Raw genomic sequence first — 19,342 nt, forward strand, 5'->3', positions numbered from 1 at the left:
TTGGCCTGCCTGGCGTACCGTTACTGCGCGTCAATGATACTGAAGCGTTGGGTGACATCTGATGCCAGATGTGACAAACCGGGCGACGGTGGGTACAACAAGGGGCGGCTACGACGGCGACGCATGACCCACAACGGGAATCTTTACCGCCGACCGGACGTTGACCGGATGACGACGACAGCGACACCTGTCCTGTGGGCGACAAGCCCGGGAGGCACGATTCATGAGTGAGCGAGCTCTTCGCGGCACGCGCCTTGTAGTGACCAGCTACGAGACGGACCGCGGCATCGACCTGGCCCCGCGCCAGGCGGTGGAGTACGCATGCGAGAAGGGACATCGTTTTGAGATGCCCTTCTCGGTGGAGGCCGAAATTCCGGCGGAGTGGGAGTGCAAGGTCTGCGGGGCCCAGGCACTTCTCGTGGACGGCGACGGCCCTGAGGAAAAGAAGGCCAAGCCCGCGCGTACGCACTGGGACATGCTGATGGAGCGGCGCACTCGCGAGGAGCTCGAAGAGGTCCTTGAGGAGCGCCTGGCGGTCCTGCGTTCCGGCGCGATGAACATCGCGGTGCATCCGCGGGACAGCCGCAAGTCCGCCTGACCCCTCCGAGGGTCGAGCGGCATACACCGCACGCCGAGACCGCGGGCACCGTACGTCATGTACGGGGCCCGCGGTCTCGTGCGTTCCGGTGACTACGCGTGCGTTCCGGTGAATTCCGGGGCGCCGTTTCTCGTACGCCGCCGGTGTGCCGTTTCTCGTACGCCGGCCAGGCTCCGCGGCCTGCGGTTCAGCGGCATCCCTCTCGGCCGACGGTTCGGCCGAGAGGGATGCCGACGGGGTCCGACGGAGCGGTGATCGGACGTCGGACCGGTGTCCACGGCCACGGCGTCCGGCCCCGGGCCCCGGCCGCCGCGACGGCTAGCCGTTCAGGGGCGGATAGTGGCCGCCGGGCGCGCCCCGGTCCTCGTCCCTGATGACCTCGCCCTGGACCACCTTGCCGTCGGGGCGGTGGATACGGGCCTGCTGGAAGGCGTCGCCGACGGTACCGGGGGCGGCCAGCCCCATCCCGCGCTCGAAAGCGCGCTGTGTGTAGCGGCTGAGGCCCTTCTGGACCGGCGGGACGAGCAGGAGCAGGCCGATCGCGTCGGAGATCAGGCCCGGGATCATCAGGAGCAGGCCGCCGAGCATCATCAGGCCGTTGCCACGGCCGCCCTCGCCGCTCGGCGTGACACCGCTCTGCGCCTGTTGCAGCGTCTGGCCGAGATTCCTGAAGGCGCGGCGGCCGGCCCGCTTGATGACCACGGCGCCGAGCACGAACCCGGCGACCAGCAGCAGGAACACCGTGAAGCCGCTCGTGGCGTGCGCGACGAGGGTCAGCAGCCAGATCTCCAGCACCAGCCACACCGCGACACCGAGCGGCAGGAAGGTACGCAGCCGCGAGCGCCGCGGGCGGGCGGGGTGAGTGGGGGTCGGTACGCCTGTCGTCATGCTTCCAGTGTGCCTGGGCGCGCCTCAGTACGGGATAAGCGGATGATCAATCGCCGACGCCGGGCAACCGTGCCGGCCAGGGCGTCGGGACTGCTCACGGCCCGTCCGCGCGCCAGGACGCGCCGGGAACCGCGTCCTGGCGTCCCCGCGGCCCGCGCGGGTGCGGAAGGGGCCGGAAAGGCTCGCGGCCCGCACCGGCGCCAGGACGGGCTCGTGAGCCGCTCGGGGCGCCGGACGGCGGACCGGTCGCGGCGTCAGGACTGCTTGCGGCGGGCCGTGATGCGGCCGACCCGCTCGCCCACACCCCAGGTGGTGACGCGCCACAGCGCCTCCACGAGGATGTCGCGGCTCATCTTGGAGTCGCCCAGTTCACGTTCGACGAAGGTGATCGGGACCTCGACGACGTGGTAGCCGGCCTTCACGGCCCGGCGGGCCAGGTCGACCTGGAAGCAGTAGCCCTGGGAGGCGACCTCACTGAGGCCGAGGCCTTCGAGGGTCTCGCGGCGGAAGGCCCGGTAGCCGCCGGTCACGTCCCGGATCGGTACGTCGAGCAGGACGCGGGAGTAGAGGCTGCCGCCGCGCGAGATGAACTCACGGGACTTGGGCCAGTTCACCACCCGGCCGCCCGGCACCCAGCGCGAGCCCAGCACGAGGTCGGCGCCCTTGAGAGCGGTCAGCAGCCGGGGAAGTTCCTCCGGCTGGTGCGAGCCGTCGGCGTCCATCTCGATGAGCACGCCGTAGCCGTGCTCCAGCCCCCAGCGGAACCCCGCGAGGTAGGCGGCGCCGAGTCCCTCCTTGCCCTTGCGGTGCAAGACCTGGACGTTCTCGTCATCGGCTGCCAGCTCGTCGGCGAGCTTGCCCGTGCCGTCGGGGCTGTTGTCGTCCGCCACCAGAACGTGCGCCTCGGGCACGGCGGACCGCACCCGGCCGACGATCTTCTTGATGTTCTCCGCCTCGTTATAGGTCGGAATGATCACCAAGGCCGTGCCGAGCGGGCCGAACCGCCTCCCCTGGGCTTCCGCCGCGAGGGTCCCGTCGCCGTCGTTCACTGCTGCCCCTTCGTATCCGTACGCAGGGGTCCACCATAGTGCGCCCAACCTGCACCGCTGCGTCGCGGCGGCCTCACGGGGGTGTCGATTCGCCAAGAGGCGGGTAAGAGCAGGCGCCCCGGGGCGGAAAACGCGTCCTGCGGATCGGGGCCCGGCGCCCTTCGGGCCGACCAGGGACCCGCTGGCTGCGGGTCGACCGAAAGCCGTTGTCTACTGAACGTCCGGGCCCCGCCCGGGTCGCACCTGCCGACTTGTCGGAACGTTCCCTCGCCTCGCTGCGCCGGCGCTGGGCCTGGCTCCCAGTGGCGGTGCGCCGGTGCGGCACACCACCCCTGACCCAGCGGCGCTGCGAGGCCGCGCGGAGGTTCCCCGGTCGGCCGTCCGGTGGTGGACCCGGCCGAACCTACCCGTCTCCTGCGGCCAGCTGTCAACACTGGCCTGATCTGCGTCTCTTCCAACAAAGGCCTGGTCAGCGCCGAGGACGCGCAGGTCGAGCAACGGGGTACCGGGCCCTGAACGCGACCCCGGCACCCCGGGACATCACTCGTTGGGCCGTACGAATACCGTCCGTCCACCGACCACGGTGCGCAGGCAGACGGGCAGGTCGTTGCCGGGGGTCAGATCGGGCAGTCCGGGGGTGCCGGAGCGGGGGTCGGTGGACCAGCGCGCGACCCGGTCGTCGGGTGCCTGCACGACGAGGTGGCCGGTGCGCCACACGGCGTAGTCGGCGGGCGAGCCCGGCACCAGGACGCCGGCGTCGTCCCGTCCGACGGCCCGCCAGCCGCCCCGCGTATGGGCCGTGAAGGCGGCGCGCGCGGACACCCGGTGCTCGGGCGTCCGGTGGAAGGCCGCGGCACGGACGGTGCCCCAGGGATCGAGCGGCGTGACGGGGCTGTCGGAGCCGAAGGCCAGCGGCACACCGGCGCGCAGCAGGGCCGCGAACGGGTTGAGCGTGCGGGCTCGTTCTACGCCCAGGCGCTGGGCGTACATACCGTCCTCGCCACCCCACAGCGCGTCGAAGACGGGCTGCACGGAGGCGGTGAGGCCGAGTTCGGCGAAGCCCGCGACGGTCTCCGGGGTGAGCATCTCGGCGTGCTCGACGCGGTGCCGGGCGGCGCGGACGCGGGCCAGGCCGACCTTCTCGGCTGCGGCCCGGACGCCCTCGACCACGGAGGCCACCGCCGCGTCCCCGATGGCGTGGAAGCCCGCCTGGAGGCCCGCTTCGGTGCAGGCGACCACATGCGCGGCGACGGCGTCGGCGTCGAGGTGGACGACGCCGACGTGGCCGGCGTCGAGGTACGGCTCGTGCAGGCAGGCGGTGTGCGAGCCGAGGGAGCCGTCGACGAAGAGGTCGCCGGCCGCGCCGAGGGCGCCGAGGGCCCGTGCCTTGTCCACATCGCGGTCGGCCCAGTAGCCGACGACCCTCGGTCCGGGTTCCTCGGCGGCGAGCCGCAGCAGGCCGGTGAAGTCGTCCTCGGAGGAGATGTCGGGGCCCGCGCACTCGTGCACGGAGCCGATGCCGAGCGAGGCGGCGTGGGCGAGCGCCGCACGCTGGGCCCCGGTGCGCTGCCCGCCGCCGATCGCGCCGAGGGCCGCGGCGCGCACGGCGTGGTGGGCGTCGCGGGTCAGCGGACCGTCGGGCGCGTACCCGGCACGCGCGGTGACGCCGGGAACCATGTCCAGCAGGGCGGTGGTGGCCACCGCGGAGTGCACGTCGATGCGGGAGAGGTAGAGCGGGCGTCCGCCGGTCGCCTGATCGAGTTCGGCGCGGGCCGGGGGGCGGCCGCCGGGCCAGCGGGCCGCGTCCCATCCGTGGCCGAGCAGTACCCGGTCGGCGGGACGGGCGGCGGCGAAGTCGCGTACGAGGGCGAGGGCCGCGTCCAGGGACGGCGCGTCGGACAGGTCGAGGCCGGTGAGCGCGAGCCCGGTGGCGGTGGTGTGCACATGCGCGTCGGTGAACGCCGGGGTGACCAGGGCGCCTTCGAGGTCCACCACCTCGTCGACCCCGTCCGCGAAGGCGTCGGCGGCTCCTTCCGAGCCGACCCAGGCGACTTGACCCCGTTCCACGACCATCGCGGTGGCGAAGGGGTCGGCGGGGCTGTGGACTTCTCCACCGCGCAGCAGCACGGTGTCCGACGGGGCGGTGCTCTCACTCATGGGAACAGTCTCGCGCCTCTCGGCGGCCGGCCGTCGCCCGGGTGGGGTCGACACGGCCGAACGGACGGGTCCACCGGCCGCCCGGACGAATCGGCGGGGTCACGCAGGCCGGGCCGCCTGGGCGGGCCGGCGCGGAGGAACCGGAGTGGGGGCCCGTCTCCGGCGTTCATGGCTCGGCCGTCCGGTGAGCCAGGCGACCGAAACGGTGATGGGGCGGCCGGGCCGGTCGGTCGGATTCGGCGCTGCCGGCCCGGCCGGTCAGATGCGCGGCGGCCGGGATTCGTACGGTGTCGACAGGACGACCGTGGTCCGCGTCGACACACCCGCGAGCGCTCGCAGTCGCCCGAGGAGTTCCTCGAGTTCGTGCGGAGTTGAGACACGCACCTTGAGGATGTAGTTCTCGTCGCCCGCGACGCTGTGACAGGCCTCGATCTCCGGGACGCCCGCGAGGCGTTCGGCGATGTCGTCGGGGGCGCTGGGGTCGAACGGTTTCACCGAGATGAAGGCGGTCAGGGGCAGTCCGACGGCCTCCGGGTCGACGACCGCGGCATAGCCCCGGATGACGCCACGTTGCTCCAGCCGGCGCACCCGCTGGTGCACGGCGGACGTGGACAGGCCCGTGGCCTTGCCCAGGTCGGTGTAACTCATCCGCCCGTCTGCGACGAGCAGCTGCACGATCTGTCGGTCCAGCTCCTCCATGGCGCAAGAACCTACAGGGCCGTTGATCCCGCGGGATACCTCAGCGGCGCAGGTCATACCCGCTTTGTGATGTGGCTTAGAGTCAGTCGCGCGCCACCAGGCGGAGAAATTCCGCCGGGCCAGGCACCTGCGGGCGGCATGTGACGAACGACACACGGATGCAACCGGGTCCGTGATGTTCACGTGATTACCGCAGAGACGGGACGGGAAGTGCTTGCTGTGGTCGAGGTCGCAGCGCCTTGTCGGCCCACCCGAGGGGGAGAATCCCATGCAGAGTCTTAAGCGCCCTGGTCGTACCGCGCCCAAGCGGCAGCAGTCCGTTCTCGAGCCCGAGCCGGAGGGTGTCGAATCCGACGCCCTGGACGGTGACGAGTTCGACGCGTACGACACTTTTGAGATGTACCGGGTGATCTGCCCGGACTGCGCGCAGCCGATCGCGCTGCTGGCGGACGAGGAGGTCCTGCCGGAGCACGCGCTGTGCGCCTCCCCGTGGAACCCGTTCGGACTCACGGTCTGTTCGGGCACGGGGCGCACGGCCGCCGGGGCGCGGCCCGCCGACGAGACCGCGGAGCTCCAGGAGCAGGACACGGCGCTTCTGCTGACGCTCCCCCAGGGCCTCGACTGGCGTACGCAGCCGTTCTCCCACGTGGGCGGGCCGGGCTCGCGCCCGATGCGCGTCCCCGAGATGCGGCGCGAGGCCGCCTGACCGGTCGGCGCGTTCAGTCGGCGACACCGGGTTCGTCCCAGTAGCTGCCCTGCACCATGGCCACCGGGCTGCCGTGGTGCGGGAGCGGCGTGTCCGGGTCCCGGGGGGCCGTTGACGTCGCCCGGAGGGGCGCAGCTCCCGGCGACGGAATCGACGGTACGTCGGACTGGCGTCGGGGGCCGGACAGCGCGCTCCGGCCCGGGTCCCGCAGGGGTTCCGTCGCGAACGCACGCCCGATTCCGCGGCGGGTGACCTGTCCGCCCGCCCGCGCGTTGCCCCGGTATGAGCCCCACACCTTCCGCTTCCGCGACCGGGCGCTGGCGCCGGATCCTCGTCTCGGCGCCGGCGGAAGCGGTTCTCTGGGCACCGCCGCCACCTCCTCCACCTCCACCTCCACTTCCACTTCCACTTCCACTTCCACCGGTCCAGGATCCGCCCATCTACCGCGCCCTGATGCGCACCTGGGCCGATCGCGGCCGTACGCTGCCCGGCCGCCACGACCCCGAGTGGGTGCGCCTGGTGGCTCCCTCGGTCATGTACGGGTACGGGCAGTTCGGCGCGATCACGGACCCGCGGGGCGAGGCACGCTTCGTCCCGGCCCCGGACCCGCGGGGAGAAGCACGTTTCGTCCCGGCCCCGGACCCGCGCGGTGAGGGGCAGTTCAACGCGTCCCGGGACCCGCGGAACGAGTTCGGCGTGGGTGCGGACCCGCGGAACGAGTTCGGCGGGGGCGCGGACCCGCGGGGCGAGTTCGACGCGCACCTGGACCCGCGCGGCGGCCTCAGCGCGCCTCGGGACCCACGAGGTGGCGCGCGATGACCATGCGCTGGATCTGATTGGTGCCCTCGACGATCTGCAGGGCCTTCGCCTCGCGCATGTACCGCTCGGCCGGGAAGTCGACGGTGTACCCGTACCCGCCCAGGACCTGGACCGCGTCCGTGGTGACCGTCATCGCGGAGTCGGTGCACAGCAGCTTCGCCATGGCCGCCTGCTTGGAGAAGGGCCGGCCCGCGTCGCGCAGCCGCGCCGCGGCCAGGCAGAGCGCGCGGCCGGCCTCGATCCGGGTGGCCATGTCCGCGAGCATGAAGCGCAGCCCCTGGAAGTCCGAGATCCGCCGCCCGAACTGGCGCCGCCCGGTGGCGTACGCGACGGCCTCGTCCAGCGCGGCCTGGGCCACGCCGGTCGCGCAGGCCGCGATCCCGAGCCGCCCGGAGTCGAGTGCCGACAGGGCGATCGCGAAGCCCTGGCCCTCGTCGCCGAGGCGTCGGCCGTCGGCGACCCGCACTCCGTCGAAGTGGACCTGCGCGGTCGGCGAGCCCTTCATCCCCATCTTCCGCTCGGGCGGTGAGGCCCACAGGCCGTCGGCGTCGCCGGGCACCAGGAAGGCCGTGATGCCGTGCCTGCCCTCGCCTCCGGTACGCGCGAACACCGTGTAGAAGTCGGCCACGCCGCCGTGCGTGATCCACGCCTTGGTACCGGTGAGGACCCAGTCGTCCCCCTGCCGCACCGCCTTCGTCCGCAGCGAGGCGGCGTCGGAACCCGAGGACGGCTCGGAGAGGCAGTACGCGCCGAGGAGACCGCCGCCGATCATCGCGGGCAGCCACCCGGCCCGCTGCTCGTCGGTGCCGTGGTTCGCGAGGGCCTGACAGGCCAGGGTGTGGACGCTGACGCCGAGGCCCACGGTGAGGCGGGCCGTGGCGAGCTCTTCGAGGGCCTGGAGGTAGACCTCGTACGGCTGGCCGCCGCCGCCGAGGCCGGTGTCGTAGGGGAGTCCGAGCAGTCCGGATTCCGAGAGCAGACCGAAGACCTCGCGCGGGAAGCGTCCGGCGTCCTCCTCCTCGGCCGCCTCGGGGGCGATCTCGCGCCGTGCGATGTCGCGGACGAGCGCGATCAGATCCCGTGCCTCGTCCGTGGGCAGTTGACGGTCCACCGGCTGCGGGGCGTTATCGGGCACGGTGACGCTCCTCCCTGTTCGGGCACATCGACGAACGCCCACCCGGGTGGAACGGCGCCGGGTCTCACCTGGCCCGGCCGATGCTCCCGGTCCGGGTCGCAGAACCGGCCGACCCGCGGCCGTGGCGCCGGGAGTACGCCCGAACGGAGGCACTCCCTCACCGGATGACGACCACCTGCCTACGAGACGGGATTTGGTCCGAACCATTGACAGAGTGGTCTAGTCCTCATAGCCTTCCGTCAGTTGTCCCGCCGGGCGTCGGGCGGGGCCGCATAGGCGGGGTCGAGCTCCTCGACGGCTCGCATCGCACCCCCGAGCATTTTCACCAGCAGTTCGCGCATCGTGTCGCGCGGCAGCACCGGGTGGCCGATCCAGTCGAGGGTGGCGCCCTCCACGCTGTGCAGCCATCCGAGCAGCGCCATGCGTGGCAGCGGTCCGATCCTGCCCCTGCCGTACGCCCCTTCCGCGATCGTCGCGACGATGGCCTCGCGCACGCCCTCGCGTATCGCCTGCACTTCCGTGTCGAAGCCCACGCCGCCGGTGATGATCGTGCGGTAGGCGGCCTGGTTGTGCTCGGCATAGCGGAGATAGCCGTCGATCGTGCGCTGGACCCGCTCCACCGGAGGCAGTTCCACACCGTCGGCGGCCCGGGAGACCAGATCCGCGACCGAGTCCTCGACGATGGCGAGGTAGTAGCCGCGCTTGGACTTGAAGTAGTAGTAGATCAACCCCTTGGCGACATGCGCCTGCCGCGCGATGTCATCCATCGACAGCGCGTCGTACGACGTGTCGGCGAACAACTTCCGCCCGATGGCGATGAGTTCGGCGCGGCGCGCCAGTGAGCGGTCGGTGCCTCGCGCCCGGGGGCGGCCGATGTCACGCTGTTGACTATTATTCAATTTCGGCCCTGGTCTCCAACTGCCGACGGAACATGCGCAGTATGGCAGAACCATGCCGACCGCTCGTCGGGGTGCGATGCACGACCCCGGGCGGCCTGCCTCCTCAGAGCAGGCCGAGCTGGGTCACCAGCATCGCCACGACCACCACGAGGGTCCAGCCCAGGACGTGTTCGAGGATCTTCGGGCCGCCCTCCTCCGGGCCGCCGGTGCGGGCGCGGAGACGAGGGGCGGTGGCGGAGCTCGCGGTCATGGCATCTCGCTGACGTAGTGGTGCGGTGGCGTCCCCCGCCTCCCGTCGGCTCCCCACCGACCCGACCACCTTGCCATCGTCGCCGTTCTCGCCGGTAGAGACCGGGATCACGTCCGCGCCTCGACCGGCTTCGGATCCGCCTGGGTTCCGGCGGGCGGGCAACGTGTGTGGGTTTCGTCACACGCCCGCGGACGGGCGCCGAGTTGTCACCGACGGGCGCGTTCAGGACGGGCGGGCGACCCCCACCGGCTCGGGGGCCGCCGCTGGCGTCACCGGATGCCCACCGCCGCGAGCGCCTTGCGCTGCCGCGCCGAGAGGTGCGCGGGGAAGTACAGGTAGCAGACCCCGCCGGTTCCGGAGACGACCTTCCCGGAGGCGTTGTAGCGCTTTGTCCGCAGCCAGATGTTCTCCCACTCGGAGCGCTTGTAGACCCTGCGCACCGCGTCGTCGCCGGGCGACGCCGGGTCGTTCGCGATCACATCGCCGTCCGCGGTGAACCCTATGACCGTCATGAGGTGGCCCGAAGTGCCGTAACCCGCGCCCGTCAGCTCGGACTTGAGGAACGACTGGGACGTTATGGCCGGGATGCCGACGGCGATCAGTGTCTCCAGGTCGGTGAGCGAGCCGAGCCGGGTCACCACGCCCTGGAGGTCCTTGTACGTCGCGGCGTAGGCGGCGTTGAAGGGCCAGTTGCCGCAGCCGGTGTACTGGTAGTCGTAGGTGGAACGGGCCGCGAGGCACACCTGCGGGTCGGCGTAGGCCGGGTCGACCCAGGCGAGCTGCTCGGCGGTGGGCCCGCGCCCCCAGTACTCGATGATCATCTGCGAGGACGTGGGACTGCACCAGGCCTCACCGCCGTTGTCGTACTCGGGGTACTGGCCGGCGTGGATCTCCTGCGAGTAGCGCGGAACCTTCAGCTCCCGGGCGAGACCCGGGGCCGAGGCCGGGACCGTGAAGCGGTCCGGGATGTCGGAGCCCATCGCGCCGAGCCGCCACACGGTGGGCGTGATCCTGGAGCCCGGGGTTCGGTAGAGGGTCAGGCGCAGCCGGTACGAGACGAGGCGCAGGCCGGAGGCCGCGTCGTCGATGGAGAAGGTGTCCGTCCAGATCGTGCTGCGGCCGTCGCTCTGGCCGTCCACTGAGGTGCGCCGGATGTCCTGGTCGCCGGAGGCCCAGCGGCCCATCACGTACCAGGGTGTGTCCGTGCCGTCGGAGTAGGTGCCGGTCAGCTCGACCTGGAGCCAGGTGCCGGCCGGGGTGTGCGCGTTCCAGGAGGCGATGGCCTCCGTGGCGGGGACGGCGAGCCGGTGGACCGGCGAGGTCCAGGTCGCGTACTCCCAGCCGGCGGTCCTGCCGGTGTGCGGGTCGGTGTAGTCCATGGTGCCGGCCGGTGCGGCGATCACCAGGCCGGGGCGCGCGCCGCGTACGGCCCGCGTGCCGTGCGCGCCGCCGGCGCGCCAGTCGCCGTACGAGGTCCAGGCGTGGTTGTCGACGAGTCCGCCGGGCGCCCTGGTCCGGCGGGCCGGGGCGGCGGCGGCTGTCGGGCCCGCGGCCCCCACCGCCGCCGCGGCGACCGCGGCGGCCAGGACGATTCTGCGGGACGGCTGTTCGGCTCTGCTCATGGGTGGAGAACCCCCAGGTGTCCGGAACGGGCTGGCCCAATGCTCTGTCGTGCGCCAACTATGTACGCCGGGGGACGACTTCTGCCAGCACTTCGGCCCGTGCCGCGCCCACCAATATTGGTCGGGACCACTGGCATGACCTGGGACGCCTCGGCCCCGGCGAGTGCCGGGGCCGAGGCGGACGGAAGATCAGACGAGGTCCATGGCGGCCACCTCGTCGGGGCGGCCGTAGCTGACTGGGCCCTGGAAACGGCGGCGCGCCGTGGCGAACCACCACACCGTCGCGACGATCAGCACCACGGCCAGGGCGATCGAGGCGTAGTTGAAGTTGTCCCCGGTGATCGGGGAGAACTGGGGCAGCATGAAGAGCACGCTGCTGGCGAGGATCCAGGTCACGGCCACCCAGCCCACGGGCTTGCTCCAGCGGCCCAGGTTCCAGGGGCCGGGCTGGAACTCGTCACCGAGCCGCAGCCTCAGGAAGATCGGCACGGCGTAGGCCAGGAAGAGGCCGACGACGTTGACGCTGACGATCGCGGTGAACGCGGTGTGCGACCACCAGGCCGGCAGGACGAGCGCCAGCGAGCAGGCGACGGCCAGCCAGACGGCCTTGACGGGCGTACGGGTGCGCGGCGAGACGGAGTGCCACCAGCGGGAGCCCGGCATCGCGCCGTCCCGGGAGAAGGCGAAGATCTGCCGGGTGTTGCTGGTCAGGTTGGCCAGACCGCAGAAGAGCATGGACCCGATCACGATGAGCAGGATGAACTTCGCCATGCCCATGCCAAGTCCGTCGATGAGAATCTGGACGGGCGGCGCCGAGGAACCGGCGACCTGGTCATAATCATGAACGCTGTACACAAGGGCGAGCATCAGGATGAGCCCGGTGATCGCCGAATAACCGATCGAACGGGTGATCCCCTTCGGTGCGTTGACCGTGGCCCGCACCGTTTCCTCGGACATGTGGAAGCTGCCGTCGAAGCCGGTGAAGGTCCAGCTGGTGACCAGCAGACCGAGCATCCCTCCGTAAATCCCGTTCGTGAAGCCGGTGTTGTTCGCGAAATGCGTGACGAACGAGGCCGACTGATGGTCGTCGGGCATCACGATGAGTGTGCTCACGATCACTACGAGCCCGATCAGCAGCCACCACACGGAGATCCGGTTGAGCAGGGCGACCAGCTGGACGGTGTAGGTATTGGCCAAGCCCTGGAGCACGATGATGAGCGCCGTGATCAGGACGGTCTGCTCGGCGGTCGGCTCGTACGAGTGCCACTGCAGTGCGACGAACGCCTGGATGAAGGTGGCGGCCGCGTATCCGGTGGCGGCCGTACCGCCCACCTGACCCACGAAATTCAGCCACCCCGTGTACCAGGACCAGGCACCCTTGTGCCGCTTGGCGAGCTTGCCGGCGGAGAAATAGAGCGCCCCGCTGGTCGGATAGGCGGAGGCGACTTCCGCCATCGCGGCACCGATGAAGAGCACCATCACGGAGACGCCGATCCAGCCGAACACGAGAATGCGCGGGCCGCCCGCATTCATCCCGAATCCGAAGGCCGAGAAAATACCCGAAATGATGTTGATGATGGTGAAGGAGATCGCGAAATTGTCGAACGCCTGGAATCGGCGGGTGAGTTTTCGCGGATACCCCATCGCGTGAAGCGTCGCGTCGTCGTCGAAGGCGACCGAATCCTCTCCGGGGCCGGTTCTCTGACGTGCGGACGATATCCGTTCTGACACGACTGACCTTTCTCTCGGGGTGGTTCAGGACGTCGGGAGGGCCGCCTGTCAGCAGGCCCCCGGCACGGGAAGGCCGCAGCCGCGGCGGGCCCGGGAGAGCTGCTCCTCGGGTTCGCCGAAGACGCTCCACGGCATGCGGCAGGCGTACGGCCCCATGGCCATCAGGACCGCGCGCGCCTCGAACTCGCGCTGCGCCATGAACAGCGCGTGCGCGAGGTACGCCAGATCGAGCACGGGCGTGAAGCGGTACCCGGACGCCACGGGCAGCCAGTGCTGGTAGATCGCCAGCGCCGTGGAACGCCACTGAGGCTGTTCCCAGGTGCGGTCGACCAGCAACTGTGTGGGGTTGTAGCTCTCCACCAGGGCCACCAGCGGCAGCAGTCGCAGCGCCGAGGTGGCGGGGGCGCGCTGGCTCAAGAAGGCGGCGACGTCCCAGGCGGCGTTCACGGAGCCGCCGTACCGCGTGAAGAAGAACGCCAGGAACCGGTGATGACCCTCCCGGTTCCACGGGTCGAGGCGGAGGATGTGCGAGAACAGCCGCCAGGGGCCGGGCGGCTGGGTCAGCAGCCCCTGCGGCGCGGGGTCACGCAGGTCGTGCAGCCGGGCCATGGACAGCCGGGCGACCCAGGGCGTGGGATCGGCCCGGTCCATCACCGCGGCCCGGTCGCAGGCGGTCAGCGCCATGCGTTCCAACGCCTCGGCCCGGTCGTCCTTGGAGTCGGCCGCCCGTAACGCCCGCAGCACGGCCACGCGGGCCCACATCAGCGCGGCCTCGGGGGTCCGCTCCTCGGCCAGCCAGCGTTCGGCGAGGTCGGAGTCGGCGGCCTCGGAGGCGAGGACCAGGGAGCGATGGGCCCGTAGCCCGAAATCGGCGCGGGACTCCGACAGGGCTTCGCCGGCGCTCAGATAGCGGCCGGCCCGGACATCCGTGCAGACGCTCGCGAGTCCGCGGTCGTCGGCCGCCGGATGCCACGCGTACTGCCCGTCGAATAAGCCCGCGGCCATCTTCCCCTGTCCATCCCGGTACGACGCCTCACCGTTGCGCAACAGGAACCCTACTCAGCATCCCGGAGTACCGGAACGCCCTAAGTGAAATACCTGGTTCCGCGCGGCCGGGAATTTGGGATCAGATCCTCGGAACCCTTGAGGATTGTTCGGTCAATGGTTCAATGCGGCACCACCGCGGCACCACCCTGAACCCGTGGATCCGCTGTGGACGGCGCCTCTATAGAATGTTCTCCAGGACCATGCCCACCTCGCACCCCACCCCTGGAAGCCCCATTCACGACCTCGCCTCGCGGCTGCGCCGGCTGCCGCCGTCCTGCGGTCCCGTCCGCCTGATCGGCGTGGACGGCCACGCGGGCTCCGGGAAGACCACGTTCGCCGGGAAGCTGGCGACGGCCCTGGACGGCGCACCGGTACTGCACCTCGACGACATCGCCACCCACGAGGAGCTCTTCGGCTGGACCGGGCGCCTGCTGAGCCGGGTGATCGAGCCGTTCGGGCGCGGCGAGGCGGCACGATACGCCCCGTACGACTGGAGCGCCCGGGAGTCCGGACCCGTCCGTGAGCTGCCGGCCGCGCCCGTGGTCCTGCTGGAGGGCGTCGGCGCGGGGCGCCGGGCGCTGCGCCCGTGGCTCGCCCGGCTGCTGTGGATGGAGTTGCCGCACGAGGAGGCCTGGGCGCGGGGGCTGCGACGGGACGGTGAGGCGCAGAGCGAGTTCTGGGCCGAATGGGTCCGCGCCGAGCGCCGGCACTTCGCCGGGGACCCCACACGGCCGTTCGCGGACGATGTGGTGCGGCAGTGTCCGGAGGGATACGAGGTGCTGCCGGGGCCTGTTGAGACGTCTGGACCGGACCAGTTCATCACTCACCGTGATGGACCATCCGCAGCGCGCTGAAGTCACGAAGAACCACTCCGGAGAAGTTGCCTCAGTGTCCCAACTCTGCTTGACCAGGGGGCCGTACAGGTCTTACGTTCTGAAGGAGCGGCCTTCGGGAGCCGCCCCCGCAGTCGCGAAGCCCCCGGTTGTTCCCCCGTGATCGGGGGCTTCGTTCTGCCCACATCATCTCTTTCCGGACGCCACCCGGCGTGATTCGCTCACCCTGGGTCACCGTCCTCAGTGCGCCCCGTCTGCTCCCACCTCGTGGAACGGGGTGTGCGGCACCCTTCGGCAGGCCCATGAACCGCAGGTACGATGCCTCTCGGTGCGACCTTCGGACGGCTGCTCTGCCGCACCGCTTCAACTCCCGTCCGCGGCACAGTCGTTCGACCAGAGCTGCCGACGGGCACCGGCCCGGCGGCAAGGGGGGTGTCCTGATCCGCGAGGCATTCCCCGACCATCGGGGGCACGGTTTGTGGGGGACGTGATGGACTTCGGCACGCAGGGCCCCGAGGCCCCGGCCGACCTCGCCTGGCTGCGAGGTGTGGACGCCTACACGATGGGCGCCTACCCGCAGGCGGAGGAGGAGTTCCGCGCCGCGGTCCGGATGGATCCCGGTATGGCGGACGGCTGGCTCGGGCTGCACGCGCTACGGGTGGACACGACGACCGCGCTGCTGCGGATGTTCCGGCACCGCGACCGCTTCGGCGAACAGCGCTCCCGCCACCGGCGCACCCTCAACTCCTGGTACTGGCTGGGCTGGTGGGTTCAGCCGGTGCTGGAGAGTCCGCGCGACCTGCTGCTCGCGCACGCCTCGCACTGGCTCGACGGACGTCATGTCCCCGAACTGGACCGGGCGTTGGCCGGCCTGCCGCCGGTCGACGCGGACCACCAGGTGCGCTTCCTGCACGCGTGCCGCGCCTATCTGGTCAAGGACTGGGAGCAGTTGGTCCGGCACACCGATCCACTGATCAACGATCCCATGCTCGGCATAGAGGCCGGACTGTTCGGCGGCATGGCGCGGGTCCGGCTGGAGATGTACGGGCAGGCCGAGCCGCTGCTGTCGTCCGCGCTGATGCGCTGCCGCAGCGAGCAGCCGCAGCGCAAGGAGCTGCGGTACTGGCTGGCCCGTGCCCACGAGGGCACCGGACGGTCCGCCGCGGCGCTGCCCCTGTACCGGGCGGTGCACCGGGTCGACCCCTCCTTCATGGACACCTCGGCGCGGCTCGCGGCCATCTCCGAGGGGGACGGGTACGACGACGCCGCGGCCGATCTCGCGGCGATCACGCTGGCCGGGATCGGGCAGGACGTGCTGGAGGGCCCGGACGGCATGGACCCGCTGTTCGGCACCGAGGGGCGCGACCTGAGGCTCCCGGAGCCCGATCCGTCGCCGCCCGGCGGGCTGCCGGCCCAGACCGACGGCTTCCGGGAGAAGGCCGTGGTCCCGGTGCAGCCGATGCCCGCCGGCCCGACGGACCCCGCCTTACTCGAGGAGGCGCTCGACGAACTGGAGCGCATGGTGGGCCTGGAGCCCGTCAAGCGGCAGGTCAAGGCGTTGTCGGCGCAGTTGAACATGGCAAGGCTGCGCACCGGGCAGGGTCTCCCGGTGCAGCCGCCGAAACGGCACTTCGTCTTCTCCGGCCCCTCCGGCACCGGCAAGACCACGGTGGCCCGCATTCTCGGCCGGGTCTTCTACGCGCTCGGGCTGCTCGGCGGAGACCATCTGGTCGAGGCCCAGCGAGCCGACCTGGTCGGCGAGTACCTCGGCCAGACCGCCGTGAAGGCCAACGAGCTGATCGACTCGGCGATCGGCGGCGTCCTGTTCGTCGACGAGGCGTACTCGCTGTCCAACTCCGGCTACGGCAAGGGCGACGCGTACGGCGACGAGGCCCTCCAGGTCCTGCTGAAGCGGGCCGAGGACAACCGCGACCACCTGGTCGTCATCCTCGCCGGCTACCCCGAGGGCATGGACCGCCTGCTCGCCGCCAACCCCGGTCTCTCCTCGCGCTTCACCAGCCGCGTGGACTTCCCTTCGTACCGCCCCCTCGAACTGACCTCCATCGGTGAGGTGCTGGCCGCCGAGAACGGCGACATCTGGGACGAGGAGGCGCTGGACGAGCTCCGCTCGATCGCCGGGCACGTCGTCGACCAGGGCTGGATCGACGAACTCGGCAACGGCCGCTTCCTGCGCACGCTGTACGAGAAGAGCTGCGCGTACCGGGATCTGCGGCTGTCGGGATACCCCGGCACACCGTCGCGCGACGACCTGTCGACCCTGCGGCTGCCGGACCTCATGCAGGCCTACGGGGAGGTCCTGTCGGGACGCGGCCCGCAGGATCCTTCGGCGATGTGAGAAGGCCCCGGTTCCGCCGGGGCCGTACGACCTTCACGGGTCGCACGGCCGCCGGGAACCCGGGGCCCACGCTCACGATCAGCTCGCCAGCGCCTCCTCGGGGGCCTGGCTGGGGCGCGGCTCCGCGACCCGTACCGGCGCGACGTTGCGGTGCGCCGGATCGCGCACCTCACCGACCAGCAGTTCCAGTACGTCCTCAAGGGTCACGAGGCCGAGGACCTTGCCGGAGGCGTCGGCGACCTGGGCCAGGTGGGTGGCCGCTCGGCGCATCACGGTCAGGGCGTCGTCCAGGGGGAGTTCGGACCGCAGGGTGGTCATCGGGCGCCACATCTGCTGCGGGACCGCACGCTCGGACTCCTCCAGGTCGAGGACGTCCTTCACGTGGAGGTAGCAGCCCATGAAGGCGCCGTTCTCCGCGACCACCGGGAACCGCGAGTACCCGGTGCGCGCGGTCAGCGCGACGACCTGGCCCGGGGTGACCGAGGGGTCCACGGTGACCAGCGAGCCGCTGTCGAGCAGGACGTCGGTGACCGGGCGGGAGCCGAGCTCCAGGGCGTCTTCCAGGCGCTCCTGTTCCTCGGGGTCGAGGAGGCCGGCCTGTCCGGAGTCCTCGACCAGCCGGTTGAGCTGCTCGCTGGTGAAGACGGCTTCGACCTCGTCCCGGGGCTCGACCCGGAACAGCTTGAGGATGAGCCGCGCGCAGGCGCCGAGGCCCACCGTGACCGGCCGGCACACCCGCGCGAAGGCGACGAGTCCGGGGCTGAGCCACAGGGCCGTCTTCTCGGGCGCGGCCATCGCCAGGTTCTTCGGGACCATCTCGCCGATGACGAGGTGGAAGAAGACGACGAGGGCGAGCGCGATCACATAGCCGAGGGGGTGGATCACCGAGTCCGGCAGCCGGACCGCCGCGAAGAGCGGCTCCAGCAGACGGGCGACGGTGGGCTCGGCGACCGCGCCGAGCGTCAGGGAGCACATGGTGATGCCGAACTGGGCCGCCGCCATCATCTGCGGGAGGCGCTCCAGGCCGTACAGGACCTGCCGGGAGCGTGCGGTGCCCAGCGGTTCGATCTGGCTGCGCCGCACGGACACGAGCGCGAACTCGGCGCCGACGAAGAAACCGTTGGCGAGCACCAGCAGGCCCGCGAAGAGGAGTTGGAGCATGCTCATCGGACGGCCTCCGGGGCGAGCGCGGTCCGCACCAGGCGGACACGTTCGGCGCGGTAGTGCCCGACCTGTCGCACCACGAGGCGCCAGCCCGGGAGCTCGGCCTTGTCGCCGGGGGCCGGGATCCTGCCGAGCAGGTCGGCGACGAGTCCCGCCACGGTCTCGTACGGCCCCTCGGGCACGTCGAGGCCTATGCGCTGCAGGATGTCCACCCGGCAGCTGCCGTCGGCGTCCCAGGCGGGCCTGCCGTCCTCGGGAGGAGCGGCCGCGAGCTCGGGCGGTTCGCCCAGCACGTCGTCGTGCTCGTCGCGGACCTCGCCGACGAGTTCCTCGACGATGTCCTCCAGGGTGACCACACCGGCCGTGCCGCCGTACTCGTCGACGACGACGGCGATCGGCTGCTCACTGCGCAGCCGCTCCAGGAGGGGCCGCACGGGCAGCGTCTCCGGGACGAGCAGCGGAGTCTGGGCGATCCGGCCGACGGGGGTGCGCAGCCGGTCGCGCGAGGGGATCGCGAGGGCGTCCTTGAGGTGCACCATGCCGACGATCTCGTCGATCCGCTCCCGGTAGACGGGGAAGCGGGACAGGCCGGTGGCACGGGTGAGGTTGACCACGTCCTCGGCGGTGGCCGACGACTGGAGGGCGCTGACCTTCACCCGCGGCGTCATGACGTGCTGCGCGGTGAGGTCGGCCAGCGACATCGTGCGGACGAAGAGGTCCGCGGTGTCCTGCTCCAGGGCGCCCGCCCGGGCCGAGTGGCGGGCGAGGGAGACGAGTTCGCCGGGGGTGCGGGCGGAGGCCAGCTCCTCGGCGGGTTCCACGCCCAGGGCCCTGACGAGCCGGTTGGCGACCGTGTTGAGCGCGGCGATCACCGGCCGGAAGAGCCGGGAGAAGACGTGCTGCGGGCCGGCGACGAAGCGGGCCACCTGGAGCGGCTTGGACACCGCCCAGTTCTTGGGCACGAGTTCACCGATCACCATCTGCACGGCGGAGGCCAGCAGCATGCCGGTCACCACGGCGATGCCGGGCACCGCGCCGTCGGGCAGTCCGACCGCCCTGAACGGGCCGTCCAGCAACTGGGCGAGCGCCGGTTCGGCGAGCATGCCGACGACGAGCGAGGTGATGGTGATGCCGAGCTGGGTGCCGGAGAGCTGGAAGGACAGCTCCTTGAGCGACTCCACGACCGTACCGGCGCGCTTGTCGCCGTCGGCGGCCGCCTTCTCGGCGTCGGGGCGCTCGACGGTGACGAGGCCGAACTCGGCCGCCACGAAGAATCCGTTGGCGAGAATCAGCAGGAACGCCGCGCCAAGGAGCAACAGGGGGATGGTCATGCCGCCGCCTCGGTATGTCGGAAGGGGGCGGCGCAGGTACTACAGGACGATCCGTCCA

At 71.3% G+C, this 19,342-nt stretch carries 17 protein-coding genes; 5 read left to right on the forward strand and 12 right to left on the reverse strand.

The genetic code is table 11. The features are described 5' to 3' along the window. The first annotated feature begins 223 nt into the window (after positions 1 to 223). Positions 224 to 598 (forward strand): RNA polymerase-binding protein RbpA, encoded by a 375-nt coding sequence (locus ACFYW8_RS17640; protein ID WP_081223278.1) that lies wholly within the window; start codon positions 224 to 226, stop codon positions 596 to 598. A gap of 318 nt (positions 599 to 916) precedes the next feature. Here the strand turns inward: ACFYW8_RS17640 and fxsA are convergent, their stop codons facing one another. The 4 genes from fxsA to ACFYW8_RS17660 form a co-directional block, all read right to left on the reverse strand. Beyond that, complete coding sequence (gene fxsA, locus ACFYW8_RS17645; protein WP_389075343.1) at positions 917 to 1,486, reverse strand: FxsA family membrane protein; 570 nt, start codon at positions 1,484 to 1,486, stop codon at positions 917 to 919. Positions 1,487 to 1,740: 254 nt separating this feature from the next. Then, on the reverse strand, positions 1,741 to 2,535 hold the full coding sequence (locus ACFYW8_RS17650) for a polyprenol monophosphomannose synthase (RefSeq protein ID WP_365878762.1): 795 nt from the start codon (positions 2,533 to 2,535) through the stop codon (positions 1,741 to 1,743). Positions 2,536 to 3,075: 540 nt separating this feature from the next. Next, positions 3,076 to 4,692 carry an amidohydrolase gene (locus tag ACFYW8_RS17655; protein ID WP_389075349.1) on the reverse strand — a complete coding sequence of 539 codons (1,617 nt, stop codon included), beginning with the start codon at positions 4,690 to 4,692 and terminating at the stop codon, positions 3,076 to 3,078. Between the two features lie 258 nt (positions 4,693 to 4,950). Further along, positions 4,951 to 5,391: an Lrp/AsnC family transcriptional regulator gene (locus ACFYW8_RS17660; RefSeq protein ID WP_037621061.1), complete on the reverse strand. Its 441-nt coding sequence runs from the start codon at positions 5,389 to 5,391 to the stop codon at positions 4,951 to 4,953. Positions 5,392 to 5,659: 268 nt separating this feature from the next. On the opposite strand from ACFYW8_RS17660, the gene ACFYW8_RS17665 reads away from it, so the two are divergent. Both ACFYW8_RS17665 and ACFYW8_RS17670 read left to right on the forward strand, forming a co-directional pair. Continuing rightward, positions 5,660 to 6,097, forward strand: coding sequence for a hypothetical protein (locus tag ACFYW8_RS17665; protein ID WP_365878766.1), 438 nt, complete (start codon positions 5,660 to 5,662; stop codon positions 6,095 to 6,097). Between the two features lie 453 nt (positions 6,098 to 6,550). Beyond that, a complete protein-coding gene (locus tag ACFYW8_RS17670; protein ID WP_389075359.1) occupies positions 6,551 to 6,916 on the forward strand; it encodes a hypothetical protein in 366 nt (121 codons plus the stop codon). On the opposite strand, the gene ACFYW8_RS17675 is transcribed toward ACFYW8_RS17670, so the two are convergent. The 6 genes from ACFYW8_RS17675 to ACFYW8_RS17700 form a co-directional block, all read right to left on the reverse strand. After that, complete coding sequence (locus ACFYW8_RS17675) at positions 6,879 to 8,051, reverse strand: acyl-CoA dehydrogenase family protein (protein WP_389075362.1); 1,173 nt, start codon at positions 8,049 to 8,051, stop codon at positions 6,879 to 6,881. The genes ACFYW8_RS17670 and ACFYW8_RS17675 overlap by 38 nt on opposite strands. Positions 8,052 to 8,290: 239 nt before the next feature. After that, on the reverse strand, positions 8,291 to 8,950 hold the full coding sequence (locus ACFYW8_RS17680) for a TetR/AcrR family transcriptional regulator (RefSeq protein ID WP_389075367.1): 660 nt from the start codon (positions 8,948 to 8,950) through the stop codon (positions 8,291 to 8,293). Between the two features lie 103 nt (positions 8,951 to 9,053). After that, positions 9,054 to 9,200 (reverse strand): SCO1431 family membrane protein, encoded by a 147-nt coding sequence (locus tag ACFYW8_RS17685; RefSeq protein WP_389075372.1) that lies wholly within the window; start codon positions 9,198 to 9,200, stop codon positions 9,054 to 9,056. Positions 9,201 to 9,469: 269 nt separating this feature from the next. Beyond that, positions 9,470 to 10,822 (reverse strand): peptidase C39 family protein, encoded by a 1,353-nt coding sequence (locus tag ACFYW8_RS17690; protein WP_389075375.1) that lies wholly within the window; start codon positions 10,820 to 10,822, stop codon positions 9,470 to 9,472. A 189-nt stretch (positions 10,823 to 11,011) separates the two neighbouring features. Beyond that, positions 11,012 to 12,553, reverse strand: coding sequence for an amino acid permease (locus ACFYW8_RS17695; RefSeq protein ID WP_389075380.1), 1,542 nt, complete (start codon positions 12,551 to 12,553; stop codon positions 11,012 to 11,014). A 48-nt stretch (positions 12,554 to 12,601) separates the two neighbouring features. Beyond that, positions 12,602 to 13,558: a hypothetical protein gene (locus tag ACFYW8_RS17700; protein WP_389075385.1), complete on the reverse strand. Its 957-nt coding sequence runs from the start codon at positions 13,556 to 13,558 to the stop codon at positions 12,602 to 12,604. Between the two features lie 242 nt (positions 13,559 to 13,800). Here ACFYW8_RS17700 and ACFYW8_RS17705 point away from each other — a divergent pair, with 242 nt between their 5' ends. Together ACFYW8_RS17705 and ACFYW8_RS17710 are read left to right on the forward strand one after the other, a co-directional pair. Then, a complete protein-coding gene (locus ACFYW8_RS17705) occupies positions 13,801 to 14,454 on the forward strand; it encodes a hypothetical protein (RefSeq protein WP_365878781.1) in 654 nt (217 codons plus the stop codon). A 469-nt stretch (positions 14,455 to 14,923) separates the two neighbouring features. Continuing rightward, positions 14,924 to 16,789: an AAA family ATPase gene (locus ACFYW8_RS17710; protein WP_389075392.1), complete on the forward strand. Its 1,866-nt coding sequence runs from the start codon at positions 14,924 to 14,926 to the stop codon at positions 16,787 to 16,789. Between the two features lie 78 nt (positions 16,790 to 16,867). Here ACFYW8_RS17710 and ACFYW8_RS17715 read toward each other — a convergent pair whose 3' ends face one another. Next, a complete protein-coding gene (locus ACFYW8_RS17715; protein ID WP_365878785.1) occupies positions 16,868 to 17,956 on the reverse strand; it encodes a hemolysin family protein in 1,089 nt (362 codons plus the stop codon). After that, positions 17,953 to 19,284 carry a hemolysin family protein gene (locus ACFYW8_RS17720; protein ID WP_365878787.1) on the reverse strand — a complete coding sequence of 444 codons (1,332 nt, stop codon included), beginning with the start codon at positions 19,282 to 19,284 and terminating at the stop codon, positions 17,953 to 17,955. The genes ACFYW8_RS17715 and ACFYW8_RS17720 overlap by 4 nt, the downstream gene beginning before the upstream one ends. Between the last annotated feature and the right edge of the window lie 58 nt (positions 19,285 to 19,342).

It is taken from the genome of Streptomyces sp. NPDC002742, assembly GCF_042888885.1.
Taxonomy (GTDB): Bacteria; Actinomycetota; Actinomycetes; order Streptomycetales; family Streptomycetaceae; genus Streptomyces.

Bases quoted from the DNA above. Each gene is read 5' to 3' on its own strand.
- ACFYW8_RS17640 (WP_081223278.1), top strand. From the start codon at position 224: ATGAGTGAGCGAGCTCTTCGCGGCACGCGCCTTGTAGTGACCAGCTAC.
- fxsA (WP_389075343.1), bottom strand. From the start codon at position 1,486: ATGACGACAGGCGTACCGACCCCCACTCACCCCGCCCGCCCGCGGCGC.
- ACFYW8_RS17655 (WP_389075349.1), bottom strand. From the start codon at position 4,692: ATGAGTGAGAGCACCGCCCCGTCGGACACCGTGCTGCTGCGCGGTGGA.
- ACFYW8_RS17660 (WP_037621061.1), bottom strand. From the start codon at position 5,391: ATGGAGGAGCTGGACCGACAGATCGTGCAGCTGCTCGTCGCAGACGGG.
- ACFYW8_RS17665 (WP_365878766.1), top strand. From the start codon at position 5,660: ATGCAGAGTCTTAAGCGCCCTGGTCGTACCGCGCCCAAGCGGCAGCAG.
- ACFYW8_RS17670 (WP_389075359.1), top strand. From the start codon at position 6,551: ATGCGCACCTGGGCCGATCGCGGCCGTACGCTGCCCGGCCGCCACGAC.
- ACFYW8_RS17685 (WP_389075372.1), bottom strand. From the start codon at position 9,200: ATGACCGCGAGCTCCGCCACCGCCCCTCGTCTCCGCGCCCGCACCGGC.
- ACFYW8_RS17690 (WP_389075375.1), bottom strand. From the start codon at position 10,822: ATGAGCAGAGCCGAACAGCCGTCCCGCAGAATCGTCCTGGCCGCCGCG.
- ACFYW8_RS17700 (WP_389075385.1), bottom strand. From the start codon at position 13,558: ATGGCCGCGGGCTTATTCGACGGGCAGTACGCGTGGCATCCGGCGGCC.
- ACFYW8_RS17705 (WP_365878781.1), top strand. From the start codon at position 13,801: ATGCCCACCTCGCACCCCACCCCTGGAAGCCCCATTCACGACCTCGCC.
- ACFYW8_RS17710 (WP_389075392.1), top strand. From the start codon at position 14,924: ATGGACTTCGGCACGCAGGGCCCCGAGGCCCCGGCCGACCTCGCCTGG.
- ACFYW8_RS17715 (WP_365878785.1), bottom strand. From the start codon at position 17,956: ATGAGCATGCTCCAACTCCTCTTCGCGGGCCTGCTGGTGCTCGCCAAC.
- ACFYW8_RS17720 (WP_365878787.1), bottom strand. From the start codon at position 19,284: ATGACCATCCCCCTGTTGCTCCTTGGCGCGGCGTTCCTGCTGATTCTC.